This window comes from Peribacillus sp. R9-11, from assembly GCF_031345095.1.
Taxonomy (GTDB): Bacteria; Bacillota; Bacilli; order Bacillales; family DSM-1321; genus Peribacillus; species Peribacillus butanolivorans.
In genome coordinates, this window is sequence record NZ_CP133763.1 from 1,572,335 (window position 1) to 1,597,280 (window position 24,946).

Consider the following 24,946-nt stretch of genomic DNA (forward strand, 5'->3'; position numbering starts at 1 on the left):
GTCATTACGTGAGTGGAGACATTCATCGGCTTTGTTGACATGTTTTCATGTTCAGCAAGACCTTTGCCTATACGGCAGAGGTCTTTTTATTTTGCCAATGCCGATAGCGAGGGAAATACAAACTATTGGAGGTTGAATGCATGGAAGCATCAATATTATTGGAATATGGCTGGGTCCTTCTTATCTTGGTTGGATTAGAAGGAATACTCGCTGCAGATAATGCAGTCGTTATGGCTGTCATGGTTAAACATTTACCAAAAGAACAACAACGAAAAGCCTTGTTTTACGGTCTGATGGGAGCTTTTGTTTTCCGCTTTGCAAGTTTATTCCTTATTTCCTTTCTTGTCGACGTGTGGCAAGTTCAAGCAATCGGTTCCATTTACTTACTTTTCATTGCTTTTCAGCATATTTACAAAAAATACGCTAGGAAAGGTGAGAAGGAAGTCACTAAACCTAAGAAACAATCTGGCTTCTGGATGACAGTGGTAAAGGTAGAGGCTGCTGATATTGCATTTGCGATTGATTCCATGTTGGCTGCTGTTGCACTGGCCGTTACACTTCCTGCAACAGGTTGGATGAAAGTTGGCGGAATTGACGGGGGGCAATTCGCTGTAATGTTCCTCGGTGGTATGATCGGGTTGATTATTATGCGATTTGCAGCTAATGGATTTGTGAAATTGCTTCATCAGCGTCCTTCACTTGAAACTGGAGCATTTTTAATTGTAGGTTGGGTTGGGGTAAAGTTAGCGGTATACACACTTGCACACCCTTCGTTAGCTGTCATCGATCACCATTTCCCGGAATCAACACTTTGGAAATCGATTTTCTGGGTTGTATTAATCGGTATTGTCATAAGTGCATGGATCGTTTCAAGCAAAAAAGAAAAAGAAAAAGAAAAACAAATACAAGAAGCATAAAAAAAATCAGGCGTGCAAGTCGCGCCTGGTTTTTTTAATTGTAAATAAAAATCCATTATATGGGTTTTGGGGTGTGACCCACAAAAATTCAGACGCTTTTACGAACGATATGTTAAAAGAAGTAAATATTAAATTTGGGTAAAAAAAATGACAATTGCCCCATTGATTTGTGAAATAACTAGAAAAAAGTTATTTTACTGTAATTACACTGTAATAAACGAGAAAAAACTAAGTATTTTTTCATGTGGATATATTTTGTGATTTCGATATCATTGAAAAATAGTTCTTTTGGTACTGTCTTTTAGACTCCCTCCGCTTAAGATAAATATGTTGATCGTTTTTCCGTTCAACAGGAGCGAGGTGAGCAAATGCTTGGTTTGTTGTTTACAGCATTCAAAAAAAAGCGTTCTTTAGAAGAAACCGTTTTGAAAATTCAACAAGGCGATATTAGCCTTCGTAACGATATTATAGAATCATTTAAGCCTTTTATAGCCAAAGCCGTCTCGTCAGTATGCAGACGCTACATATACGAATCAGATGATGAATTCAGTATTGGATTGATTGCTTTTAATGAGGCGATAGATAAATATTCCCCGGAAAAAGGCCGTTCTTTGTTGGCATTTGCCGAAACCCTTGTTAAGCGAAGGGTTATTGATTACTTAAGAAGCCAATCAAGAAGCAAAGAAATTATTCTGGATTTTTCTCAAAACGAAGAAAATGATCAAAGCCAAATATATCTGGATAATGAAAATTCCATACAGGAATACGAAATACAAAAGGAATCAGAAAAAAGAAAAGAAGAAATTCAACTTTATATAAGCCATCTACAGGATTTTGGTCTGTCGTTTGATGATCTCGTTGAAAACTCTCCAAAACATGCAGATGCTAGGAAGGGAGCGATAATGATTGCTAAATTGTTAATGGACGATGACGACTTGAAAGAAATCCTGTTTACAAAAAAGCGGCTGCCAGTAAAACAGCTTGAGGGAAAGGTAGATGTAAGCAGAAAAACAATCGAACGGAATCGAAAGTACATCATTGCTGTTGCAATAATAATAAACGGGGATTTTTTGTATTTGAATGATTATATAAAAGGGGTTATTAATGGATGAAAAAAGGAGTTATTCTTTCAATAAATAAGCGTTTTGTAACCCTATTAACCCCCGAAGGCGAGTTTCTAAAAACCAAAAGACAGGAAAGAACGTATGAAGTGGGCGAAGAAATAACTTTTTCACCTTTTAAACCAAAAGTAACTTTATCTTTTTCTAGCCTTCATTTATCTTTCAAAAAAAAGGCGGTGCTTAGTGTAACAGCTGCCCTTCTGATTCTCTTTTCTATTCTGCCATCGTATTCTTCTGAGCATGTCTCTGCATATATGACAATTGATGTGAATCCAAGTATTGAACTAGAGCTGAATGATCAATTAGAGGTTCTCAAACTTACCGGCTTAAACGAAGATGGTAAGCTTGTTATTAATAAGTTGACGAACTGGAAAGGTAAAGAAATTAAGACGGTCACAAACCGAATTGTTGAAACAACAAAGAAACTCGGTTATTTGAAAGGAAATAAACAAATAGTTGTTTCTACAACGTTATTGGATAAAGATAAAAAACTGGATAAGAATTTAAAAGAAGAGATTAAAGAAATTTCAGAGCAGGGAAATGTTTCACAAACAAAGATGAAAGTTATTCAAGCAACGAAAACTGATCGGAAGCAGGCTAGGAAACAAGGCATGTCTACCGGAAAATATGTTGAAAAGAAGTTGAATGAGGATAAAGAGAAAGTTAAAGTGAACACAAGGGAACCTGCAACGGATAAAAATGTCGAGGGTAATACCGAAACCTTGGAAGAGAAGAGAGAATCGCAGAGCAATAAAAACAAGTCGAATCAAGAAAAGGAAAAAGTGAACAATCCAAGTGAGAAAAAGGAAAAAGTGAACATTCCAAGTGAGAAAAAGGAAAAAACAGTTATCAAAGACGAACTAACCGAAAAAAGGGAAATGCAAAAACAATATAAGCAAAAGAAGGAAACATCAGATAAAAAAGAAAAAAATGGACAATATAGACCATATAACGGAAAAAACAAAGAGAAAAATACCTTTCAAGAAAAAAACAAAGAGAAAAATACCTTTCAAGAAAAAAACAAAAAACCGAACGGGAAATCAAATAGAGACCATAGCAACCATTCAAAAGACAAGCAATCGAAAGAGCGGAAGTGGGTCAAATCAAATGAAAAGACTGAACAGAGAATTGATAAGCAAAGACACCCATCAGTCAAAGAAAAGGCAAAAGAAAGTGAAAAAAGTAAAGACCATCGTATAAAGCACGAAACTAAAAAGGGCAATAAGACAGAACGGAATAAGACAGAACGGAATAAGAGGGAAATGAATAATAAAGAAAACGGTAATGAACGGAATATTAAAAAGAGTCCAGCTTAAAAGCTGGACTCTTAGCCATTGATATTCAATTGTAATAGGATTTATTGACCTTTAAGTTGAGATTGAGCTTGCTGAACAAGACGTTTTGTAATTTCTCCACCAACTGAACCATTGGCACGTGCGGATGTATCGGAACCTAATTGTACACCAAATTCTGATGCTATTTCATATTTAATTTGTTCAAGTGCTTGTTCGATTCCAGGAACAAGAAGGTTGTTACTGCTGTTAGCCATTTGAATCTCCCCTTTACGTTTTCAACGGCTTTTGCCGCTGTAATGATAGTATAAGTAGAAAAAGGAGTTTTACTTATGTAAGCAGTATCAAACTTATTGGTAAACCTGCCTTATTGTTGCAAGTAAGACAGTTTCAAAAGAGAATGGAAAAAAGAATGAAAAAAGGGTACACTAGATTTTTAATGGTTATGTGATTCACATAATTATAAAGGAGTAAGAAAGGAAAGCTCTGTATGTTTGCTATCAAAAAACTATTAGCAAAATTAACACCAGCACAGCTTATCGTCGGTTATTACTTTTTAGCTGTCAGTATCTCGACCATACTGTTGAGTCTGCCGGTTGCTCTTAAGCCAGGCGTAAAATGGGGATTCATGGATGCTTTATTCACAGCCGTAAGTGCAGTTAGTGTGACAGGTCTAACAGTTGTTAGTATGCCCGAAGTGTTTAATGAGGTAGGCTATTTCATTCTAATGTTTGTTCTCCAATTTGGTGGTATTGGCATTATGACACTTGGAACCTTTTTCTGGTTGATTTTGGGTAAGAAAATCGGCTTGAAGGAAAGACAATTGATCATGACCGATCAAAACCAATCGAATCTATCGGGGCTTGTTAAATTATTAATTCAAATCATTCAGATATTTGTCGTAATTGAAATGATTGGGGCTCTTGTTTTAGGCATTTACTTTCTGAATTATTATCCAAACTGGAAAGAAGCCTTTTTAAATGGCTTATTTTTAGCTGTAAGTGCCACCACGAATGCTGGTTTTGATATTACCGGTATTTCAATGATTCCATTTAAAGGCGATTATTTTGTACAGTTTATCACGATTATCCTACTTACCCTTGGAGCAATTGGATTTCCGGTTTTAATTGAGTTGAAAGAATTTGTATCCAATAGTGCACGTACTTATAAGTTTCATTTTTCTTTGTTTACAAAACTGACATCAGTCACTTTCTTGTGTCTTATAATTGGGGGAACTATCCTTATCTTCCTGCTAGAGATGAACGGGTTTTTAAAAGATAAGAGCTGGCATGAATCATTTTTCTACTCTCTATTTATGTCTTCGAATACGAGAAGTGGTGGCCTAACAACGATGAATGTGAGCGATTTCTCGGAACCAACCCTTTTATTGATGAGCATATTGATGTTTATTGGAGCATCTCCTAGCTCAGTGGGAGGAGGTATCCGGACAACAACCCTGGCTATAATGATTCTCTTTTTATGGAATTTTATGAGGGGAAGGCGATCTATTAAAGTATTCAAACGCGAGATTCATCCTGATGATATTCGTAAGGCGACAGCAGTTATGATCATGGGATCCCTATTATGCATTATGGCAGTATTCATTTTAGCAATTACTGAGAATTTTACTTTGATGCAAATCATTTTTGAAGTATGTTCGGCTTTCGGTTCTGTGGGTCTTTCAATGGGTATCACTCCCGAACTCAGTAATATCGGTAAAATTGTAATTATGATTATCATGTTTATTGGCCGGGTCGGGATTACGTCCCTTCTCTATATCATTGGTCATAAAGAAGTTACGGAGAATTACCATTATCCAAAAGAACGCGTCATTATTGGATAATGTTTTAGCTATATCAGAGACCTTTCCATTGTGGAAAGGTTTTTTGAGTTGTTTGCAGGAATCGAAGTAATTATGTTGAAATGTACCTATAAGATAATTAATTACCATTTTAATGTAAGGTATATGCTAAATTCAAATCCTAACTTGCTGGAATTTAATCGATTATTTTTTTAATTATTTTGGTAAGGAGGTGGAGGAAATAAAGAAATACGTTGGAAGGATTTTTGTTCCTGCACTATTTTTTATATTAATATTGCCATTTATAGGATGGATGTATATTGAAGTACATAAAGTTTCCACCTTTGCAGGAATATATATAGTCGCAATTGTATCTATAGCTTGGTTATTAGGCGCTACCTATGATAAAAACCGAAAAATGATTGAGTTATTGAAGGATAGTGAAGGGCGTTATCGAATTTTCTCTAAGTACTCGAAAGAATTGGTCAATAGCTTCAATGAAGTTATATTCCAAACAGATGAGAAAGGAAAATGGCTATATTTAAATCCTGCCTGGAAATTGATGAGTGGTACTACTGTTAACGAAACTCTCGGGCTTCACTTTTCTAAAAGTATGGATAATACATCGTATCAAGAAGTTTTGAAAACGTTTGCAGAATCCTTTCATCAAGGAAAAAAATATTTTCGTGTGGATATTAAATTGAATAATTCGAAAAAGGAGACGACCTGGGTCGAAGCATTTGTCAAATTAATTCATGACGAGGCAGGGAAATTCATCGGAACGGCAGGAATATTATCAGAAATTAATGAACGGAAGCATGCAGAGGAAAAGCTTGTAAGTTTGAATGAAAATTTAGCGATTACTTCCAGTAAATTATCTACGGCTGCCCAACTTGCTGCAGGGATTGCTCATGAAGTTAGAAATCCCATGACAGCGATTTTAGGTTTTGTAAAACTGATCAGAGACGGGGGTGCCGATAAACAGGAATACTATGACATTATTTTTTCGGAAATAAATCGAATCGAGCAAGTCCTAAATGAACTATTGCTGCTTTCAAAGCCAAGTGAAGAGGAGTTTCTTAAGAAAGATATAAAAAAAACCTGCAATCATGTGATTACTTTGTTGGAAACCAATGCCGTACTTAATAATATTCAAATTCATAAAAATTATAATGAACAGTCGATTTATATATATTGTGATGAAAATCAAATCAAACAAGTACTAATAAACCTTATAAAAAACTCCATTGAATCAATGACAGATGGCGGAAATATTTTTGTGAATATATATGAAAAAGACAATGAAGTTTATATAAGCATTTTGGATGAGGGGGAGGGGATTCCAGAAAACTCTCTTCAAAAAGTTGGTGAACCATTCTTCACTACGAAATCAACGGGAACAGGATTAGGACTTTCAGTATGTTTTAAAATCATTGAGAAACATGGTGGTAAAGTATTCATTACTAGCGAACTAAAAAAAGGTACGAAAATCGTTTGTGTCTTCCCGATAGTTGAACCAAGAGATATGGATGTTCTGAAGCAAGGAAGTGGATTAGCAGGAAATTAATTTATTTAATAATTGAAAAAAAAGGAAAAATAGTTGTATACTGTAAAAAGAAAGTTAACATACTAACCGGTTAGTGAGTTGAAAGGGAGGAATTAATTTGAACTTTGAACATACACAAAAAGTAAAAAATCTGGAAAAGAAGTTAACAGAATTTATGGAGAAATACGTATACCCAAATGAATCGGTGTATCATAAGCAGCTCGAAAAACAGAAAAGCCGCTGGAGTGAAATACCGCCGGTTTTATCTGAATTAACTGCAAAAGCAAAGGAAGAAGGACTCTGGAATTTATTTTTACCGGAAAGCAATTATGGAGCTGGTTTAACCAATCTTGAATATGCGCCGCTTTGTGAAATTATGGGAAGATCGATGATAGGACCCGAAATTTTTAACTGTAATGCGCCTGACACTGGGAATATGGAAGTATTGGTTCGTTATGGTACTGATGAACATAAAGAGCGCTGGTTGAAGCCGTTGCTTGCTGGGGAAATCCGCTCATGCTTTTCAATGACAGAGCCAGAAGTGGCATCTTCTGATGCAACCAATATTGAGTGCCGAATTGAAAAAAGCGGTAGTGAATATGTAATAAACGGTCGGAAATGGTGGTCTTCTGGAGCTGGTGATCCACGATGTAAAATTGCTATTGTTATGGGTAAGACCGATCCAGACGCCTCTAAGCATGAACAACAATCTATGATTCTCGTACCGCTGGATACACCGGGAGTCAAAATTGAGAGAATGCTCCCTGTTTTCGGTTATGATCATGCACCTCATGGACATGCTGAAATAACTTTTGAAAACGTGAGGGTCTCAAGCGAGAATATTCTTTTGGGTGAAGGGAAAGGGTTTGCTATTGCTCAAGGAAGGCTTGGTCCTGGAAGAATACATCACTGTATGAGGCTTATCGGAGCTGCAGAAAGAGCGCTTGAAGAATTATGTAAGCGTATTCAAAATCGTGTCGCTTTTGGAAAACCTTTGGCGAGACAAGGTGTGATTATGGAATGGGTGGCAGATTCCCGTATTGAAATTGAGCAAGCCAGGCTTTTGACTTTAAAAGCTGCATATATGATGGATACTGTAGGAAACAAGGAAGCGAAGGCGGAAATTGCCATGATAAAAGTGGTTGCACCTAACATGGCATTAAAAGTGCTGGATCGTGCCATCCAAGGGTTTGGCGCAGCAGGTATATCTGATGATTTCCCTTTTGCGGCTCATTGGGCAAATGCCAGGACATTGAGGCTTGCCGATGGTCCGGATGAGGTACACCGTTCGCAAATCGCTAAAATTGAACTTCGCAAACACCAAAAGCATGAGGTGAAAATATGAAAGCGACTGATCTATTTGATTTAACCGGAAAGACAGCGATTATTACAGGTGGAGGAAGAGGGCTTGGAGAACAAATAGCGACTGGCTTTGCCGAAGCAGGGGCCAATGTGGTTCTTTGTTCCAGAAAGAAGGAGGCATGTGATGAAGTTGCATCGCATATCGAGAAGCTGGGAGTGAGGGCGCTTTCCATCAAATGTGATATTACCAACCCGGTAGATGTACAGGAAGTAGTGAACGTAACTTACAGAGCATTCGGATCTATAGATATTTTAGTAAATAATAGCGGGGCATCCTGGGGAGCTCCTGCCGTTGATATGCCCCTTGAAGCCTGGCAGAAGGTAATGAATGTCAATGTGACTGGAACCTTCATCATGAGTCAGACTGTAGGTAGGATCATGATCGATCAGGGGTATGGAAAAATCATAAACATTGCTTCTGTCGCGGGACTTGGCGGGACGGACCCAAGGGTCCTTGATACAGTCGGCTATAATACGAGCAAAGGGGCAGTAATTACCTTAACAAAGGATTTAGCCGTTAAATGGGGCCAGCATAATATTAATGTAAATGCGATAGCACCTGGATTCTTTCCGACAAAAATGACCAAAGGCGTTCTTGAGAAAGGAAAAAATCCTATCTTGGAATCCACTCCGCTTAAAAGGTTAGGGAGTGATGATGATTTAAAAGGAGCTGCGATTTTCCTAGCCTCGAAAGCCTCCGATTATGTGACGGGGAATATCTTAATAGTTGATGGGGGTTCGCATGCAATGTAATGAAAAGTAATTAAATATGGCTGGAGGGTATGTAATGATGAATGAAAAAAAGTGGCTGTCAATGTATCCTGATTCAATACCTAAGGAAATAAAAGTTCCTGAGTTTCCGATGCAGCAGATCCTTAAAAACACATTTCAGTCCTATCCAAACAATACAGCAATTACTTTTTATGGTCGAAAGATTTCTTATCAGGAGCTTTTCTTTGCATCACAAGCTTTCGCTTCAGCTCTTCAACAAAAGAGTGTCCAAAAGGGTGATCGTGTAGCAATAATGCTCCCTAACTGTCCGCAATACGTCATAGCTTACTATGGCTCATTGACTACAGGTGCCATTATTACACAAATCAATCCAATGTTGGTTGAAAGAGAGTTGCAGCATATTTTACAGGACTCTGGTGCCGAAACAATTGTGGTGTTAGACGGACTATATCCAAAAGTGAAAAGTGTGCAGCAGAATGTAAATGTGAAAAATATTATAGTAGTCAGCCTACAACCATCTGATGCAGATTTCCAACCTGATATTTCATTTGATCAATTTATAAAAACAGGCGATGGCAACATTACTCCAGTAACAATTGATCCGGGAAATGATATAGCCGTACTTCAGTATACAGGAGGCACAACGGGACGTTCGAAGGGTGCAATGCTGACACACAGCAATATTCTGGCAAACGTAGTTCAATCTTATGAGTTCTTCAAGCATGAACTAAAAATAGGTTGTGAACGAACTCTGACGGTCATACCACTTTTTCATGTGTTTGGAATGACGTCTGCAATGAATTTATCGGTGTATATTGCGGGTGATTCAATTATACTGCCACGGTTTGAAATAGAGGAAGTATTAGAAACAATTAAGCGTGAACAGCCTACCATTTTCCCTGGTGTACCTACTATGTACGTCGCGTTAACGAACCACCCTAAGGCTGAAGAATACGGTATGGGTTCGATTCGGGTCTGTAACAGCGGGAGTGCCCCGATGCCGATGGAACTGCTTCGTGAGTTTGAACGAAAATCAGGGGCGAAAATAATGGAAGGCTATGGTCTTTCGGAAGCTTCCCCATCAACGCATTGTAACCCTATATTTGCTGAAAGAAAGACCGGTAGTGTCGGGATTGGTTTCCCTTCCACTGATTATAAAGTGGTGGATCTAGGAGACGGAACAAAGGAAGTAGCTACGGGTGAAATGGGAGAGTTAATTATCAAAGGACCGCAAGTGATGAAAGGTTATTGGAATATGCCTGAGGAAACGGCGGTGACTCTGAAGGATGGCTGGCTTTATACAGGTGATATTGCCAAGGTTGATGAAGGCGGGTATCTCTATATTGTCGACAGGAAAAAAGATTTGATTATTGCAAGTGGCTATAATATTTATCCGCGTGATGTAGAAGAAGTGCTTTATGAACATCCAGCTGTTCAGGAAGCGGTTGTTATCGGAGTTCCGGATACCTATAGAGGAGAGTCCGTTAAAGCAGTGCTTGTTCTTAAAAGTAATCAGAAGGCAAGCGAACAGGATATCATCGATTATTGCCGTGCAAACCTATCGGCCTATAAGGTCCCGCAACTTGTAGAATTTCGTGAAGTGCTTCCGAAAACAAACGTCGGAAAGATTTTAAGGCGAGCTTTAAGAGAAGAATTTTCTAAAAAATAATATGGCTTGATAATACGAAAGCGTATGATATCAATTCACCTGAAATTTTAAACAGAATGCGAGGATGCTTACATGAAAGAAAAAATGACAGAAAATAGCATACGTTTATTCGAAAAGAAGGGCTTTAGTGAGACGTCTATTCAGGATATTGTTGAATCGATTGGTGTGACGAAGGGAACGTTTTATTATTACTTTACGAGCAAAGAACAGTTGCTTATGGATATTCATCTGGCTTACATAGATGAGCTCCTAAATGAGCAGGAAAAAATCATTCAGGTTCTTGAAAAAAGCTGCAAAGATAAGCTTTTCGAAATGGTTTATATGCTTTTAAAGAGTATCAAAACAAAAAAATCAAGCGCTACGGTCTTTTTTCGTGAAATGAAAAATCTAAGTGAAGAAAAACTGGCTCAGATCCTTCCTAAGCGTGATGAATTCCGTAATAGAATTGAGCAGTTGCTTAAAAAAGGTATCGAGAGTGGAGAGTTTCGCTCCAATCTCGATACATCTATCATCTCGTTTGCGATTTTGGGTGTGGCCAATTGGAGCTATCATTGGTTTGATCCAGATGGGGAAAAAACAGATCAGGAAGTGGCAAGGATTTTTATGGGAATGATTTTACAGGGAATTGAAGAAGGAAGATAAATTACATACTAACTAGTTAGTAGAAGGGAGAATGACGTTATGCCGAACAAGCAAATTAATTCTATAACCGTAATTGGAGCCGGCCAGATGGGGCATCAGATTGCGATGCTTGCAGCACTTGGAGGATTCGAGACAGTTCTCCAGGATGTTCAAGAAAATGCTTTAATAACAGCTAAGGAAAAATTGGAAGATATTTTGGCTAAGTGGGTCCAAAAAGGAAAATTGACTGAAGATCGTAAACTGGCAGCCTTCAGTCGCCTTCAATATACTACCAATTTGGAAAAGGCGGCAAGCCGGGCGGATCTTATCATCGAAGCGATTGTAGAAAAACTTGATGTGAAACAGGAAGTCTTCGCCAAACTAGAGGTGTTGGCACCAGCAGAAACAATTTTTGCGACTAATAGTTCAACTATCGTCAATAGTCTCCTTTCGGGTGTGACAAATCGTCCAGATAAGTTTATTAATATGCATTTCTTTTTTCCACCTTTAGTAATGGATTGTGTTGAAGTTGTCATGAGTGATCAAACATCTGAAGAAACAGCAAAGCTTGCAATGGAAGTAACTCAGAAAATGAACAGGACAGGCATTTTATTACGGAAAGAAATATCAGGTTTTGTTGCCAATCGAATTTTAGGTGCATTACAGCGTGAAGCATTATTTCTGTATGAAGAAGGAATCGTTGATTACAAGGATATCGATTTAATTTGTCGAAAAGCATTAAGCCATCCAATCGGCCCGTTTGAACTGATGGACTTATCAGGTATTGATGTAAGTTATTTCGTCATGCAACAGCGATATGACGAAACTGGAAATCCTGAAGATAAACCAAATGTTTGTATTGAAGAAAAGGTGAAACAAGGACATTTAGGAAGGAAAACAGGTAAGGGCTGGTATGACTATCCAAACAAAGGAGTGAAAAAATGAGAAATTTAGTGAGAGTGGAAAAGGAAAATAAGCTTGCTATTGTAACCATTGATAATCCTCCATTAAACGTAATCAGTAAAAATGTATTTAAGGGTTTGTTGGAAGTATTTACTGAGCTTGAAGAAGATAATGAAACGGTAGCAGTACTCATTACTGGTGCAGGCGATATTGCATTTGCTGCAGGTGCGGATATAAAAGAATTTCCACAAATGATGGGAAATCCGAATATGAAAGAAACTGTAAGGGAAAGTCATGCAATCTTAAATAAAATTGATCATTTTCCTAAACCGACGATTGCTGTCTTAAACGGTATGACTTTAGGAGGCGGATGCGAACTAGCTCTGGCCTGCGATTTGCGGGTAGCCGAAGCACAGGTGCAAATCGGCCTGCCGGAAGTGAAATTAGGCTTATTTCCAGGAGCTGGGGGTACACAGCGTTTGTCTAGACTTGTTGGGAATGCAAAAGCAAAGGAAATTATTTTTACCGGTGATTCACTTAATGCAAAAGAAGCAGAAAAGATAGGGCTCGTCAATAAAGTCGTCGAGCAGGGATGCGGGTTAACAGAGGCAAAAAATTTAGCCTCACGAATGACGAGACATTCACTTCAGGCGCTTTCGAGAATTAAAAAGGCTATAAATGAAGGAAGCGAATCGACACTTGAACAAGGATTAGAGATTGAAACAAATCTTTTTGAAGAAATCTTCCAAACTGAAGATGTGAAAGAAGGAGTTTCAGCATTCTTAGATAAGCGGAAACCTGCTTTCTTACATCGATAAAACAAGGAGGGACATAATGCATGAATTAAAAGTTAACGTCCGCTTTTCAGAAACGGATGCCTTGGGCCATATCAATAACACAAGTTATTTTATTTACCTCGAAGAAGCCCGCATGAAATTTTTTGAAGCGTTGGGATTAGCGACAAATGTCGAAGAGTGGAATTTTTTGCTTGCTTCCACAAAATGCGATTTTATTTCTCAGGGGTACTTTAACCAGCTTTTAACTATTCGGACATATTTGACAAAGGTAGGCACGAAAAGCTGTGAAATGGTCCATGACATCTATTGTTCACAAACTGGAGAGGCCATTGCAAAGGGGAGTGCGGTCTTAGTTTGTTTCAATTTTACTGAACAGAAAAGTGAACCTATTCCTGTAATGATAAAAGATACGCTTATCTCACATCTTGTTCATACCTAGATTCACTAAAGTGTAAAGGAGTGAAGGAAATTGGTTGATGATACGATTCCTGTTCGTTCCGGTGAGGAACTGAATTTAAGTACATTAGAAGATTTTCTGAGAAAAAATGTTTTGGACCTACCAAATGAACCGTTAGAACTGCAACAGTTTTCTACAGGGTATTCCAATTTGACCTATCAGTTGAAGATGGGAGAGTGGGAAGCTGTATTAAGGAGACCGCCGCTTGGTCCTGTTGCTCCAAAGGCACATGATATGAAACGGGAACACCATATTCTTTCATCAATCAACCCGTATTTTCAAGCAGCTCCTGAACCTATACTGTTTTCGGATGATGATTCAATCGTCGGATCTCCCTTTTTTCTAATGGAAAGAAAACATGGAGTTGTAATAGATTCTAAGTTTCCCGAAGGAGTCGAACCGACTTCAGAGAGGTGTCGTCAGCTTTCTTATGTCATGGTTAATCAGCTTGCTGACCTCCATTCAATTCCATATGAGAAGACGGGATTAGCGGAAATCTCCAAGCCTGAAGGGTTTATCGAGCGACAAGTACACGGTTGGATTTCCCGATATGAGCGGGCAAAGACAGATGAAATCGAAGAAGTAGGGCCACTTATCGATTATTTGCAAAAGAATATACCACAGTATAGCCAAACTTCCATTATCCATTATGACTACAAGATTAATAATGCAATGTTTAACCAAAACCTAAGCGAAATGGTAGGATTATTTGATTGGGAAATGTCCACCGTTGGCGATCCGCTGGCAGATTTAGGAGTTGCTTTGAGCTATTGGACTGAAAGCAGCGACCCAGAATTGATTAAATTCGGTTTGGGACAAGCGTCAGTTACAACCTTGGATGGTTTTCTGACCCGACAAGAATTTATTGAAGCCTATGCAGTGAGAAGTGGCAGGAATGTTTCCAACATCGATTTTTATTTAACCTTTGGATACTTTAAGTTAGCTGTCATCCTTCAGCAAATCTATTACCGTTATAAAAAAGGACAGACCAATGATCTCCGCTTTTCTAAACTTGGAATAACGGTCAAAAGCTTAATCACCCATGCAGCCCATGTTGCGGCGAAGGAAGCTTGAGAATATGGGACATATACAAAACATACATTTGCTATTAAAAAAAGAAGAGATAGATAGGGAAAAGCTTTTAGAAGGAGAGAAAGTGGCCATCATCCTGGATGTTTTATTAGCGACTACAACTATCATTTCATCTCTTCATAATGGAGCCCGACAAGTAATTCCTGTCCTTAACCCTGTAGACGCCCTATTGAGAAGCAAGGAATTGGATCATGAGGATTATTTATTGGCAGGAGAACTTAAGGCTAAGCCGGTTGATGGATTCATGTATCCGAGTCCGACGCTTTTGAGTAAATTAGTTCTCAATAAAACGCTTGTATTATCTACGACTAATGGGACGGTTGCACTGAGAAACTCTGCTGCAGCCAAAAAGGTGTATATAGCGTCCTTGTTAAATAATCCCTCTGTTGCTGAAAAAATAAAAAAAGATCATCAGACCGAAACGATAATTATCGTTTGTTCGGGGAATTCGGGTGAATTTAGTTTGGAAGACTTTTACGGAGCAGGTCATTTGATAGAGTGCTTGATTACTGGAGCACATGGAACGTTCAGTCTGAATGATGCAGCAATTGCTGCTTGCACTTTTTATCAGACGAATACCGACAATACTTTTGATATTCTGCAATCATCACATGTCGGGCAGCTGTTTGATAAACATGACTTGATTGATGATTTGAAATTGGCTTCTCAAAAAGGTTCGATAAATCTTGTTCCTGAGTTGATAGATGGGAGAATCGAAGCTGAATTGAAAAGGCAGGAAACGTAATAACATGTTATCAAATCCAGTTGAAGAGGTGAAGGAATGAGGTTTTTACAGTCAATAGCGGTGGTAACAGGTGCAGGATCTGGAATTGGAAAGGCTACAGCAATGCGCTTATCGGACGAAGGAGCAAAGGTTTTATTAGTGGGCCGGACGAAAGGAAAGCTGAAGGGAGTAGCTGCTGAAATCAATGCCCGGCACACAATTCCCGTGGCCGATATTTTTCCTGCAGATGTGACGGAAGAGGAAGATATAAAAGAGTTGGCGCTGTATGTAAAAGAACAATATCGGGATCTTCATATTTTAATCAACAACGCAGGTGGATCGAAATCCTCGAAGCTTCTGGATACCTCTACAGATGATTGGGATATGATTCAAGATGTCAATTTAAAAAGTGTCTTTCTTGTTTCGAAGTACTTAGGAAAAGTGATGGAAGAAGGTGCTAGAAATGGGAATGGTGACTCCGTAAACCGGGCAATCGTGAATGTTGCTTCACTCTCAGGACATCAAGCTGGAGCATTTATCCCACATTACAGCTCCGCTAAAGCAGGAGTAATCAGTTTGACTAAATCTCTAGCACTGGAATTAGCTGGAGTTGGCATACGTGTCAATTCCGTTTCACCTGGGTTTATTGAAACACCCTTAACAGAGGATGGTCTGCAGAATGAAAAATTCGTAAAGTCCATTCAACGGAACACGGCCCTGGAAAGAGTAGGTAAAGCGGAGGAAATTAGTAATGTCATTACGTTTGCTGCTTCGCCGGAAGCTTCCTATATGACAGGAACCGATATTTTGGTTGACGGCGGCTGGTTGATTAAGTAGAAAAGGGGATGGGTAAATGTTAAAAGAACACTTATTAACAGAAGTAAATAATAATGTATTAATCGTGACTTTGAATCGTCCTGAAAGCTTGAATGCCTTTAGCCCAGATATGATCTCAAACTTAACGAAAACGATTACCGATGTTAAGCACAAGCCTCATATAAGGGCCGTTGTCATCAAAGGGGCTGGACGTTCTTTTACTGCAGGAGGAGACGTTAAGTCGATGGGTCAAGCCTCGGCAGGACAATTGTATGATCATGTTGGTAAAATGAATGATTGCATTTTGGCGATGGATTCTTCTGAGGTTCCTATTATTGCTGCAGTTCATGGATTTGCGGCAGGAGCTGGTTTCAATTTGGCACTCGCATGCGATTTAATTGTGGCTTCCGATGATAGTCAATTTGCAATGAGTTTTTCACAGGTGGGCTTGATTTCAGACGGAGGAGGTTCGTACTTTTTACCAAAATTAGTAGGTCCTCATCTTGCAAAGCAGCTGTTCTTTTCGGCTGAACCGATTTCGGCCGAGCGCTTATATCAGTTAGGTGTCATTAATTATTTATTTCCACTAAATCAACTAGAAGAAGAAACGTTGAAACTTGCTGACAACCTTGCCAATGGACCGACAAAGGCATTTGGAATGATGAAAAAACTCGTTAGTCATTCATTTACGGCCACACTAGATGAAATGCTCGAACAGGAACGAATTACCCAAACCTTGATGGCGTCTACAGAAGATCATCTAGAAGGAGTTGCGGCATTCAAAGAAAAACGTAAACCTGAATTTACTGGAAACTAACAAGGGGGAACAGTGATGAAAGCCATTCAATTTGAAGAATACGGTGGACCGGAAGTACTGAAAATGACTGATAAAGAAAAGCCGGTGCCAACTGGACATGAAGTGCTGATTGAAATTGACTGTGTCGGCGTTAATTATGCCGATACAGCAAGAAGGGAAGGGCAATACGTGGTTCCTACACCACTACCTTTCATACCAGGTGCGGAAATAGCTGGAGTGGTGGTGGAGGTTGGTGAAGAAGTAACCAAAATCAAACCGGGGACAAGGGTCGTGAGTCTGATTGAAGCGGGAGGATATGCCGAATATGCCTTATCGGATGAATTCTCTGCAATTCCTCTTCCTGATGTGATTCAGTTCCATGAGGCTGTTGCCTTACCGCTACAAGGGTTAAGTGCCTATCACATTATAAAAACGATGGGACGCCTGCAACAGGGTGAAACGGTACTTGTCCATGCAGCTGCAGGAGGCGTTGGAACGATTGCGGTCCAGCTTGCCAAAATCTTCGGGGCTGGAAAAATAATTGCCACCGCAAGTACTGAGGAAAAGCTGGCGCTAGCTAAAAAGCTGGGAGCCGATATTCTCATCAATTACACCAAAGAAGGTTGGGAGCAGGAAGTGCGTGAGGCCACTGGAGGAAAGGGTGTCGACGTCGCACTGGAAATGGTTGGTGGAGACATATTCAATAAAACACTGAAATGCTTGGCTCCATTTGGCCGACTTGTTGTTTTTGGTAATGCTAGCCGTGAGGCATATACGATGAACCCACAGGTTTTAATGCGCCGTAATCAATCTGTGGTAGGTTTTTTCCTGCCGCAGATTATGAAAAAACCAGATTTGCTGCTACCAAGCATCAAAGAGCTCTTTTCTTACGTAGCGTCTGGTAAGCTAACGCTGACTATCGGAGGTATTTATCCGTTTGAACAGGCTGCTGATGTACATGAAGAAATGAGCTCCCGCCAAACAAAAGGAAAGTTGATTTTGCAGGTTAAATAAGGAAGGAGGGTGTACCGGACTTACCGGGGACACCCTTATTTTATGTGGGTATTACTAGTGAATTTTGGCTATATGACTTGTGAGTCATTTAATCCGTTTTAATACTCACATCTTTATCAGGATGCATGAAAGGGGCTTGTGGGGCTCTTTTTGCCTCTAACAGTTCGCGGTTTTCAGTTGAGTTCCATCCAATATCATTAGTTGGGTGTATCCATTCGTCTCCAGCCATGATTTCTGGGTCTGTATCTTCGCTCCAATTTTCGAGTGGTGAGTTTTCTGATGCATATTTGCTGTCCCCAATGACGACTCCATAATCATTAACAAAAGGAGCTTGCGGTTTTATCCCGGTACCTTTAAAGCTCGGCGCGTTAATTTGGTGAGGTTGGGTATCATCCATTATTGGATTATCCAATTTCCTTTTCATAAAGTATCTCCCTTTCGTTTTAGGGTTATTTTACTCGACTACCCATATATTATCCCTGAATAATTTTTAGCGGAATTACCCCATTCTAAAAAGTAAAACTTTTTAAAAAAGGTGGAATGAACATGAAACGGAAAGCCAATGTAGATGGAGCAATCAAAGCAAGTACGACGCCAAAGAAAAACCAAGCAGTAGAGGAATATTCAAATGAATTCGCAGTTGAAGAAAACGCCATGAAAGGTGCCAACCGTAATTCAAAGCAAGGCAGAAAAGGTAGAAGTTAATGGATAAAAACAAACTCAACTCTCAAGAAAAACGGGTAGAAGAAATAGTACGAACGGAATTCGGAATGGAATTCAGTGGTGATATGAATGCATCCAAGATCTATGAAATATTGTCTACAGAAAATAAAAAACGTGAAAATAAATAGAGAATAAAGGACGGACCCTTTTTGGGATCCGTCCTTTATTCTTATAAAATGATGCTATCAGATTTTGAAAGAGAAAAAATGGATGAGCCTTTTCCGCTCGGATCAAAATAAGCAAGCATAATCGATGGTTTATTAACAATGGTTCCATCTGCTAAATATGTTTCTAAATCAAAGGGAAGTTCTTCAAGTAATGTGTGTTTGTGAATTTCTTTTTCATTTAGTCCCAAGGCAATGAAAGAAGATCCAAGATGTTCAGGTTTATTTAAAGTTTCTTCATAAATCTCTTTGCGCCCTTGTTTATCAAGAGAAGCATCCCACCATGGTTTACGTGGTTTGTATTTTTGATTCATGAAATAATCCAATTTCATGAGTCCGATAATGGTTTTTAAATCAGCTGATTCTCTGGAAGATAAAAACTGCTGTAATCGACGGAACAAGTCTTCAAGTTGATGTCCGATTCGTGACCAGCCTTGTTCATCCCAGAAGGTACCAAATTCTTGGAAAAAGTCGAATGGTGAATTAAACACCGATTCAACCAGAAACTCTGTCGTATGATCCATTCTGTGATCGTTCCAGTATTTTTCAAGCACATCTTCAACTTGTTTAATACGGACAATGTCGTCAAAGGACAAAACATTATTCCCAAGAATTTCATAAGGAGCATGATCACTGTAAATATAGTCGTGATCATTGGCACGTATCCGTAGGCCTGTACCACGCAGCATTTTTAAGAAACCAAGCTGCATTTCTTCGGGCCTTAGTTCGAAAACATCATTGAAGGTCTTCCTGAATGAAAGATAGTCTTCCTCAGGCAAACCAGCAATCAAGTCAAGATGCTGATCAATTTTTTGACCGTCTTTGACCATGGTGACTGTCCGTGTTAGTTTTTCGAAATTTTGTCTTCTCATGACCAAATCATTTGTATGATCATTCGTCGATTGTACGCCGATTTCAAATCGGAATAGCCCTGCTGGTGCATGATCATTCAAAAATTGGATAACTTCCGGACGCATGATGTCCGCTGTGATTTCGAATTGGAAAACCACTCCAGGATGATGTTCGTCAATTAAAAATTGAAACATATCCATGGCGTAGCTCCGGCTGATATTGAAGGTACGGTCAACGAACTTAATAGTTTTTGCACCATTTTCCATAAGGTACCTAATATCTTCTTTGATCTTTTCCCGATCAAAATACCGGACACCTACTTCGATCGATGAAAGACAAAATTGACAGCTAAACGGACAACCACGGCTTGTTTCGATATAGGTGACACGTTTGGATAGCTCGTCGCGGTCTTCTTCCAATCGATAAGGGGTAGGGAGGGATTTCAAATCCACCTTGCCATTCTGTGGCTGAATAACTTTTTTTCCATCCTGTCGATAGGCAATCCCACCAACTTTTTTATAATCGTTAGCACCTTCAATTTCAGATAAAAGAGCTTTAAAAGTAACTTCCCCCTCGCCAATTACGATAAAATCAGCTCCGGGAATCTGGTCAAGCCATTCACCAACATCATATGTGACTTCAGGTCCGCCGAGAATGATAACCAATTCAGGATTGATTTTTTTCAGCATTGCCACGACTTTCATTGTTTCCTCGATGTTCCAAATATAGCAACTGAACCCGATGACATCAGGTTTTTTGGAATAAAGGTCGCCAACGATGTTCATAATCGGGTCTTTTATCGTATATTCTGCCAGCTGTACATCATAATCTGGCTGAGCATAAGCTTTTAAATATCGGATGGATAGCGATGTATGGATGTATTTTGCGTTAAGAGTACTGATTATTATATTCATGTTAAAGGGCGTAAAAGAAACGCCTGGCTCCTTTCGTGTACATGTCTTTTTAAGCCAACAAGCACTAACGAGTAATTTTACCATAGCCTGCTCCATTTGAAAAATGCGTTATTATTAATGAAGGGGAATCTATTGCCTTTGCTTTTGGCTTGTAAGTTGGTATGGAATTATGTTTGAAAAAACGGATAAAGCAGAAACTGCTTTATCCGTTTTATTTCAAAATGCTTGTTTAATATACTCTTTTGTTTTAGTCATGAAACGTTTTGTTTTGGTTGCTTTCAATTCGATGATTGGCTGGGCCATTGTAGCAATCATTTGGCTTGACAATAACACAGTGATCAAGAATGAGAGGCCGGCAAGCATGATAAAACTCTCTGTATTACTGAAGTAGTCCTGTATCGTGCTTTCACGGAAGAAACGAATGAAGAAGCCGTGCAGCAGATACACATATAAAGTTTGTTTACCCCAATTGGTAAAGAAATATTGTCCGCGTGGGATGAAGGATAGAAAGCTAAACACTGAAATTACGCTCAATCCATAAAATCCTAGTCGCTTAAACATGGACACGATTGTCGCATCTTCAAGCTCGGCATAGGGTTTCGAACCGAGCAGCCATTTATAATTTATATCGGTATTTAAATAAAAGCCGATAAAAATCACTAACATGACACCAAGTGAAGCCAAACGAACTTTGGGTGTGAATAACTTTTTTAAATGATCTTTGCTTAAATGGTAACCGATTAAAAACATCGGGAAAAAAACGAATGTCCTTGAGAGACTAAGGTAATTGGAGATATTGTCAATATACCCAATTAATAAAGCGATTAAAATAGATAAACCTATGCCTACTGAAGGCTTTAGCTTTGAAAAACCAAGTAGCATGATGTTCCAACAGAATAAACTGATCAAGAACCAAAGCGACCATTGAGGATCAAGCAAGTCTACTGTGATGGCAGTACGTTCATATAAGAAATAATAGTAAACGGTATATATCATTTGGAAAATAATGTAAGGTAAAATTAATTTTTTTGTAATTTTAGCTAAATACCCTTTTTGATAAAAACCTTTTGCAAAAAACCCTGAAACAAGGATAAAAGCAGGCATGTGAAAGGAATAAATGGTTTTATATAGAGCGTAAATTGTTTCACTGTCGTGTATATACGTATTTAGTAAATGTCCAAAGACGACAAAGGCCATGAGAATGAACTTGGCGTTATCAAAGAAAAAATCACGTTGTTTCATATTTGCCTCCATTAATAAATTTTAAGGTAGCTAGAAAGCATTGTTATTTATATACCCTTAATTCATAGAATTAAATCTCATATTAGTAATTTTATTAAATCATTCTTAAATTAAGCTTAACTCTAAGTATTAGTCGATTCAACATACTATAATTTAAAATAAAGTAAAATTTTGGATTTTGAATGGTGATATGATTTTACTGATTTTTGAAAATACCGAGGAGATTTAAGATAGTTGTCGAATAAGGTTGGGTAAGTATTGGTCTTTGAATAAGGGGTGTAAATATGAATTTAGGTTATGAGAATGAAACGGGATATAAACAAAAAATTATAAAATTAAATAAACAGATTGAAAGATATAACGAAATTTTCAATTCTATGTTAGAGCCCTATATTAGGGTAGATGAGGAACTAAGGTTCACTTATGTGAATGAGGCAGCTTGTACTCTGTTGGAAACACCGAGAGAGCAGCTGGAATTACTGAAATTAACTGATTTTCTTCAGGTCATCCCTTTGACTCATGAAGAATTCGGCTCACAAAGTAGTAGCGAGGAAAGAGAAAAGAAAATGATTCAACTTCATACAGGAGCGCTAAAGCAAATTGAATTTTTGCGTATTGGAGCGCCTTCCGAAGGACAGCAAATTTATCGTTTGGAGGATGTGACATTGGATGTTTCATCCTCCCGGGAAACATTAATGTCACGGCAGATGTTTTTGGACATTTTTGATACAGCCATTGAGAGCATCGTGCTTTTTGATAGCTCAGGAATAATCATAGAAGTGAATCATGCATTTATCCATGTCCTGGGCATTCCGAAAAAGGATATTGTCGGAAAAAATATGACGGATCTCATTTCCCAAAAATATAAGTCATATTGGGAAGAAAGTATTCGAAGAGTCTTCAGTGAGTCGAACTTCAGAGGAGAGGTAGAGATAATAGTCCATGATGAGCCACATCCATTTATTTTTTCACTTAGTTCGACAGTCGGAAATGAATTATATATGTCGGTGTTTCGAAAGCTTACTGAATCGAATTTAATGGAAAAGAAGTTAGAGACGAGCAAAAGGATTTTTGCAGAATTATTTGACCAGTCAATGGATGCGATAATATTTTGGAATGATGACGGTATCATTTTTCGAGTAAATCATTCAGCCTGTAAAATATTTGAGTCTAGTAGGGAAGACTTGATAGGCAGTTATATTTGGAAATATGTCTACAGCAATAATCAACATTTTAATCAGATGATGGATACGTTTGAAAGAGACACCCAGGTCAGGGGAGAACTGATTTATAAAATGCCGAATAATCAAATTAAATTACTTGAATTAACTTCAAAAAAACATGAAGGCGATGGTTATAATGTGACAATCTTTCGGAATGTCAGCGAGCGCTGGCTGATTGAGAAAGAATTACGGGATAGTGAAAAGAAATTCAGGAAAATTTTTGAGGGAACATTAGATGGCTTGATTTTATGGAATGATAAAGGGTTTACAGACATTAATGAGGCGGGACAGGAAATTTTGGGGATTTCGAAGGATAAACTTCTTTCTTTAACTATTAAGGAGTTTATTGAAAAAATACCTGGGAATGCAGCTGATCTGAACGCTCATATTGAAAAAGTCTACAAACATGGGGTTTACTCATCTATCATCCCGATAATGTTTGAAAATGGAAGAGTTAAACATATTGAATTTTTAACTAGAGAAAATTTATATTCGAGCGTGCATTTAACCATTTTTCGTGATGTGAGTAAAAATCTTGAAATGCAGGAGCAAATTCGGAAATCAGATACCTTAAATGTTGTTGGTGAACTGGCTGCAGGGATTGCCCATGAAATTAGGAATCCAATGACGGCTTTAAAAGGATTCATCCAATTACTTGAGGATGGTGTCAAGGGTGATTTCTCTACATATTTTCATGTTATTACCTCTGAAATTAAGCGGATTGAAACCATAATCACTGAATTTTTGGTGTTGGCAAAGCCTCAAGCACTTAAATTTTTCAAACAAGATGTTCATACAATTCTGAAGGAGACGCTTGAGTTGCTTGCCGCTCAAGCTCTACTGGAAAATATTCAATTTGAGACGAACTTTGAAGAAGAAGAGTTTACTGTTTTCTGCGAAGCAAATCAGCTAAAACAAGTATTTATTAATATTATTAAAAATGCATTGGAAGTCATGCCGGATGGCGGTTCTGTTCGTATTAAGACGAGAAGATTTTCCGAGAAGTACGTTTGTATATCAATTATCGATCAAGGGATGGGAATCTCGACGGAAATGCTGAAAAAGTTGGGTGAACCTTTTTATACGACAAAGGATAGAGGGACAGGGCTGGGGCTTATGGTTAGCTATAAAATTATTGAGGAACATAAGGGCTATATCGAAGTGGAGAGTAAAGTTGAGAAGGGGACTAGCTTTCATATATATTTACCATTCGCGAGTTAAACAGGAGGATGAAGATAGGTTGCTTGCAATTTGAAGAGTAGCAGATGAATTTTCTTCCCCTATTTTGTTATTTTTTCAGAAAGCATAAGTAAGTCTGAATGTTAAGAAGGAATCCCTCTTCGATGGATTCCTTTTTTGAATTTCATACCTCAACGCTAATTTCATTGAAATTAACGGAGGATTCAAATTTAGAATCTAATTGAGATTTACAGGTTTAATGTAAAATCCAACGGTTATTGCTTGCCATTTTGTTAATGAAATTCTATTTTCCTTGAAGTGAATGAATCTCTTTATGCACTCTATTAACTTATTACTTATTGATAATTTCGTTCTAGTTTGCTAAGGTTGTAAACTGTCGAAGTATTTTAGCAAGTAACAAAACAGTGAAAATTAAATATGAATAATATTGGCTCAAGGTCCAGAGTTAGCAGTATGTAAAAACGATTTAAGACTTAGGATCCTAAATCAAAACAAGTAGATTATGATAAGAAATTCCCGTCATATCATGTCCGCTGAAGGGTCAGGCTTTATCGCAATTTAAGAAGTTTTGTCTTTTTTTGCGAATCTATTTACATATAAGGCATATTTTGTAATACTTCATTATTATAATGTAACTTTAAAAGGGCAGGAGTAGTGAGTGTTGTTATGAATTCTAGGAGTACTACGGAAATTTGTTCTGAAATTCGAATGAAGCGTTGGGAAATGATGGAGTTGGCAAAAATGTATGGGATGAGTCATGAGTATACCCTTCGCCAAAGCGAGCAACTTGATAAACTGATAAATGAGTATTTAATCCTTCAACATCATTCGTCAGTTGAAGTGAGAAATAAACGAGAAGAAATGGTTGTTATTGTACAGAAGCCCTTTAATGATGATTTTACATATTAAATGGATCTGAATGAAATGACTTTGTAAATTAGAAATGGAAAAACATAAAAGGGAGTAAA

Annotated in this window: 25 protein-coding genes; 21 read left to right on the forward strand and 4 right to left on the reverse strand. The window is 38.2% G+C overall.

The window, feature by feature from the left end; all coding sequences use genetic code 11:
- Positions 1–140: 140 nt before the first annotated feature.
- From RE409_RS07560 to RE409_RS07570, 3 genes are all read left to right on the forward strand, one after another.
- Positions 141–917, forward strand: coding sequence for a TerC family protein (locus RE409_RS07560; protein WP_309558786.1), 777 nt, complete (start codon positions 141–143; stop codon positions 915–917).
- A gap of 368 nt (positions 918–1,285) precedes the next feature.
- Positions 1,286–2,029, forward strand: a complete 744-nt coding sequence (gene sigI / locus RE409_RS07565) for an RNA polymerase sigma factor SigI (protein WP_201181679.1) — start codon at positions 1,286–1,288, stop codon at positions 2,027–2,029.
- The gene (locus tag RE409_RS07570) at positions 2,026–3,354 is read left to right on the forward strand and encodes an anti-sigma factor domain-containing protein (RefSeq protein WP_309558787.1); all 1,329 of its coding nucleotides are present in this window, start codon (positions 2,026–2,028) and stop codon (positions 3,352–3,354) included. Before sigI ends, RE409_RS07570 begins: the two co-directional genes overlap by 4 nt.
- Positions 3,355–3,395: 41 nt before the next feature.
- Here RE409_RS07570 and RE409_RS07575 read toward each other — a convergent pair whose 3' ends face one another.
- Complete coding sequence (locus tag RE409_RS07575) at positions 3,396–3,587, reverse strand: alpha/beta-type small acid-soluble spore protein (protein WP_034314196.1); 192 nt, start codon at positions 3,585–3,587, stop codon at positions 3,396–3,398.
- 233 nt (positions 3,588–3,820) lie between these two features.
- Between RE409_RS07575 and RE409_RS07580 the strand changes: the two genes are divergently transcribed.
- The 14 genes from RE409_RS07580 to RE409_RS07645 all read left to right on the forward strand — a co-directional run bounded on the left by RE409_RS07580 (position 3,821) and on the right by RE409_RS07645 (position 17,660).
- A complete protein-coding gene (locus RE409_RS07580) occupies positions 3,821–5,173 on the forward strand; it encodes a TrkH family potassium uptake protein (protein WP_201181675.1) in 1,353 nt (450 codons plus the stop codon).
- A 271-nt stretch (positions 5,174–5,444) separates the two neighbouring features.
- On the forward strand, positions 5,445–6,698 hold the full coding sequence (locus tag RE409_RS07585) for an ATP-binding protein (protein ID WP_309558788.1): 1,254 nt from the start codon (positions 5,445–5,447) through the stop codon (positions 6,696–6,698).
- A gap of 97 nt (positions 6,699–6,795) precedes the next feature.
- Positions 6,796–8,022, forward strand: coding sequence for an acyl-CoA dehydrogenase (locus RE409_RS07590; RefSeq protein WP_057213375.1), 1,227 nt, complete (start codon positions 6,796–6,798; stop codon positions 8,020–8,022).
- On the forward strand, positions 8,019–8,792 hold the full coding sequence (locus RE409_RS07595; protein WP_201181671.1) for an SDR family oxidoreductase: 774 nt from the start codon (positions 8,019–8,021) through the stop codon (positions 8,790–8,792). The genes RE409_RS07590 and RE409_RS07595 overlap by 4 nt, the downstream gene beginning before the upstream one ends.
- A 37-nt stretch (positions 8,793–8,829) precedes the next feature.
- A complete protein-coding gene (locus RE409_RS07600) occupies positions 8,830–10,440 on the forward strand; it encodes a long-chain-fatty-acid--CoA ligase (RefSeq protein WP_274606932.1) in 1,611 nt (536 codons plus the stop codon).
- A gap of 72 nt (positions 10,441–10,512) precedes the next feature.
- Positions 10,513–11,082, forward strand: coding sequence for a TetR/AcrR family transcriptional regulator (locus RE409_RS07605; protein WP_201181668.1), 570 nt, complete (start codon positions 10,513–10,515; stop codon positions 11,080–11,082).
- Positions 11,083–11,121: 39 nt separating this feature from the next.
- Positions 11,122–12,006, forward strand: coding sequence for a 3-hydroxyacyl-CoA dehydrogenase family protein (locus RE409_RS07610; RefSeq protein WP_201181667.1), 885 nt, complete (start codon positions 11,122–11,124; stop codon positions 12,004–12,006).
- The gene (locus RE409_RS07615) at positions 12,003–12,782 is read left to right on the forward strand and encodes an enoyl-CoA hydratase/isomerase family protein (RefSeq protein ID WP_116821739.1); all 780 of its coding nucleotides are present in this window, start codon (positions 12,003–12,005) and stop codon (positions 12,780–12,782) included. Before RE409_RS07610 ends, RE409_RS07615 begins: the two co-directional genes overlap by 4 nt.
- 16 nt (positions 12,783–12,798) lie before the next feature.
- Complete coding sequence (locus RE409_RS07620; RefSeq protein ID WP_201181666.1) at positions 12,799–13,200, forward strand: acyl-CoA thioesterase; 402 nt, start codon at positions 12,799–12,801, stop codon at positions 13,198–13,200.
- A gap of 30 nt (positions 13,201–13,230) precedes the next feature.
- Positions 13,231–14,292: a phosphotransferase family protein gene (locus RE409_RS07625; RefSeq protein ID WP_201221551.1), complete on the forward strand. Its 1,062-nt coding sequence runs from the start codon at positions 13,231–13,233 to the stop codon at positions 14,290–14,292.
- A 4-nt stretch (positions 14,293–14,296) separates the two neighbouring features.
- A complete protein-coding gene (locus tag RE409_RS07630; protein ID WP_207196294.1) occupies positions 14,297–15,055 on the forward strand; it encodes a 2-phosphosulfolactate phosphatase in 759 nt (252 codons plus the stop codon).
- Positions 15,056–15,091: 36 nt separating this feature from the next.
- Positions 15,092–15,871 (forward strand): SDR family NAD(P)-dependent oxidoreductase, encoded by a 780-nt coding sequence (locus RE409_RS07635; protein WP_053345118.1) that lies wholly within the window; start codon positions 15,092–15,094, stop codon positions 15,869–15,871.
- Between the two features lie 16 nt (positions 15,872–15,887).
- Positions 15,888–16,667, forward strand: a complete 780-nt coding sequence (locus RE409_RS07640; RefSeq protein WP_201181663.1) for an enoyl-CoA hydratase/isomerase family protein — start codon at positions 15,888–15,890, stop codon at positions 16,665–16,667.
- 15 nt (positions 16,668–16,682) lie between these two features.
- Positions 16,683–17,660, forward strand: a complete 978-nt coding sequence (locus RE409_RS07645) for a quinone oxidoreductase family protein (RefSeq protein ID WP_201221549.1) — start codon at positions 16,683–16,685, stop codon at positions 17,658–17,660.
- An 88-nt stretch (positions 17,661–17,748) separates the two neighbouring features.
- On the opposite strand, the gene RE409_RS07650 is transcribed toward RE409_RS07645, so the two are convergent.
- Positions 17,749–18,084, reverse strand: coding sequence for a DUF3905 domain-containing protein (locus RE409_RS07650; protein ID WP_201221547.1), 336 nt, complete (start codon positions 18,082–18,084; stop codon positions 17,749–17,751).
- A gap of 122 nt (positions 18,085–18,206) precedes the next feature.
- Here RE409_RS07650 and RE409_RS07655 point away from each other — a divergent pair, with 122 nt between their 5' ends.
- A complete protein-coding gene (locus tag RE409_RS07655; RefSeq protein WP_056530653.1) occupies positions 18,207–18,365 on the forward strand; it encodes a hypothetical protein in 159 nt (52 codons plus the stop codon).
- Positions 18,365–18,511, forward strand: a complete 147-nt coding sequence (locus tag RE409_RS07660) for a hypothetical protein (protein ID WP_309558789.1) — start codon at positions 18,365–18,367, stop codon at positions 18,509–18,511. Before RE409_RS07655 ends, RE409_RS07660 begins: the two co-directional genes overlap by 1 nt.
- Before the next feature lie 41 nt (positions 18,512–18,552).
- Here the strand turns inward: RE409_RS07660 and RE409_RS07665 are convergent, their stop codons facing one another.
- Together RE409_RS07665 and RE409_RS07670 are read right to left on the reverse strand one after the other, a co-directional pair.
- Positions 18,553–20,313 (reverse strand): B12-binding domain-containing radical SAM protein, encoded by a 1,761-nt coding sequence (locus tag RE409_RS07665; protein WP_309558790.1) that lies wholly within the window; start codon positions 20,311–20,313, stop codon positions 18,553–18,555.
- 216 nt (positions 20,314–20,529) lie between these two features.
- Entirely contained in the window at positions 20,530–21,555 is a 1,026-nt protein-coding gene (locus RE409_RS07670; protein ID WP_201221543.1) for an acyltransferase family protein, read from the reverse strand.
- A gap of 284 nt (positions 21,556–21,839) precedes the next feature.
- On the opposite strand from RE409_RS07670, the gene RE409_RS07675 reads away from it, so the two are divergent.
- Together RE409_RS07675 and RE409_RS07680 are read left to right on the forward strand one after the other, a co-directional pair.
- Positions 21,840–23,999: a PAS domain S-box protein gene (locus RE409_RS07675; protein ID WP_309558791.1), complete on the forward strand. Its 2,160-nt coding sequence runs from the start codon at positions 21,840–21,842 to the stop codon at positions 23,997–23,999.
- A 645-nt stretch (positions 24,000–24,644) separates the two neighbouring features.
- Positions 24,645–24,887 carry an aspartyl-phosphate phosphatase Spo0E family protein gene (locus RE409_RS07680; protein ID WP_201181650.1) on the forward strand — a complete coding sequence of 81 codons (243 nt, stop codon included), beginning with the start codon at positions 24,645–24,647 and terminating at the stop codon, positions 24,885–24,887.
- The last annotated feature ends 59 nt before the right edge of the window (positions 24,888–24,946 follow it).

What these genes read in the sequence shown, in the direction of transcription:
- RE409_RS07560 (WP_309558786.1), top strand. Translation starts at nt 141, where the DNA reads ATGGAAGCATCAATATTATTGGAATATGGCTGGGTCCTTCTTATCTTG.
- sigI (WP_201181679.1), top strand. Translation starts at nt 1,286, where the DNA reads ATGCTTGGTTTGTTGTTTACAGCATTCAAAAAAAAGCGTTCTTTAGAA.
- RE409_RS07570 (WP_309558787.1), top strand. Translation starts at nt 2,026, where the DNA reads ATGAAAAAAGGAGTTATTCTTTCAATAAATAAGCGTTTTGTAACCCTA.
- RE409_RS07575 (WP_034314196.1), bottom strand. Translation starts at nt 3,587, where the DNA reads ATGGCTAACAGCAGTAACAACCTTCTTGTTCCTGGAATCGAACAAGCA.
- RE409_RS07580 (WP_201181675.1), top strand. Translation starts at nt 3,821, where the DNA reads ATGTTTGCTATCAAAAAACTATTAGCAAAATTAACACCAGCACAGCTT.
- RE409_RS07585 (WP_309558788.1), top strand. Translation starts at nt 5,445, where the DNA reads ATGTATATTGAAGTACATAAAGTTTCCACCTTTGCAGGAATATATATA.
- RE409_RS07595 (WP_201181671.1), top strand. Translation starts at nt 8,019, where the DNA reads ATGAAAGCGACTGATCTATTTGATTTAACCGGAAAGACAGCGATTATT.
- RE409_RS07600 (WP_274606932.1), top strand. Translation starts at nt 8,830, where the DNA reads ATGAATGAAAAAAAGTGGCTGTCAATGTATCCTGATTCAATACCTAAG.
- RE409_RS07605 (WP_201181668.1), top strand. Translation starts at nt 10,513, where the DNA reads ATGAAAGAAAAAATGACAGAAAATAGCATACGTTTATTCGAAAAGAAG.
- RE409_RS07610 (WP_201181667.1), top strand. Translation starts at nt 11,122, where the DNA reads ATGCCGAACAAGCAAATTAATTCTATAACCGTAATTGGAGCCGGCCAG.
- RE409_RS07615 (WP_116821739.1), top strand. Translation starts at nt 12,003, where the DNA reads ATGAGAAATTTAGTGAGAGTGGAAAAGGAAAATAAGCTTGCTATTGTA.
- RE409_RS07620 (WP_201181666.1), top strand. Translation starts at nt 12,799, where the DNA reads ATGCATGAATTAAAAGTTAACGTCCGCTTTTCAGAAACGGATGCCTTG.
- RE409_RS07630 (WP_207196294.1), top strand. Translation starts at nt 14,297, where the DNA reads ATGGGACATATACAAAACATACATTTGCTATTAAAAAAAGAAGAGATA.
- RE409_RS07635 (WP_053345118.1), top strand. Translation starts at nt 15,092, where the DNA reads ATGAGGTTTTTACAGTCAATAGCGGTGGTAACAGGTGCAGGATCTGGA.
- RE409_RS07640 (WP_201181663.1), top strand. Translation starts at nt 15,888, where the DNA reads ATGTTAAAAGAACACTTATTAACAGAAGTAAATAATAATGTATTAATC.
- RE409_RS07645 (WP_201221549.1), top strand. Translation starts at nt 16,683, where the DNA reads ATGAAAGCCATTCAATTTGAAGAATACGGTGGACCGGAAGTACTGAAA.
- RE409_RS07650 (WP_201221547.1), bottom strand. Translation starts at nt 18,084, where the DNA reads ATGAAAAGGAAATTGGATAATCCAATAATGGATGATACCCAACCTCAC.
- RE409_RS07655 (WP_056530653.1), top strand. Translation starts at nt 18,207, where the DNA reads ATGAAACGGAAAGCCAATGTAGATGGAGCAATCAAAGCAAGTACGACG.
- RE409_RS07660 (WP_309558789.1), top strand. Translation starts at nt 18,365, where the DNA reads ATGGATAAAAACAAACTCAACTCTCAAGAAAAACGGGTAGAAGAAATA.
- RE409_RS07665 (WP_309558790.1), bottom strand. Translation starts at nt 20,313, where the DNA reads ATGAATATAATAATCAGTACTCTTAACGCAAAATACATCCATACATCG.
- RE409_RS07670 (WP_201221543.1), bottom strand. Translation starts at nt 21,555, where the DNA reads ATGAAACAACGTGATTTTTTCTTTGATAACGCCAAGTTCATTCTCATG.
- RE409_RS07675 (WP_309558791.1), top strand. Translation starts at nt 21,840, where the DNA reads ATGAATTTAGGTTATGAGAATGAAACGGGATATAAACAAAAAATTATA.
- RE409_RS07680 (WP_201181650.1), top strand. Translation starts at nt 24,645, where the DNA reads ATGAATTCTAGGAGTACTACGGAAATTTGTTCTGAAATTCGAATGAAG.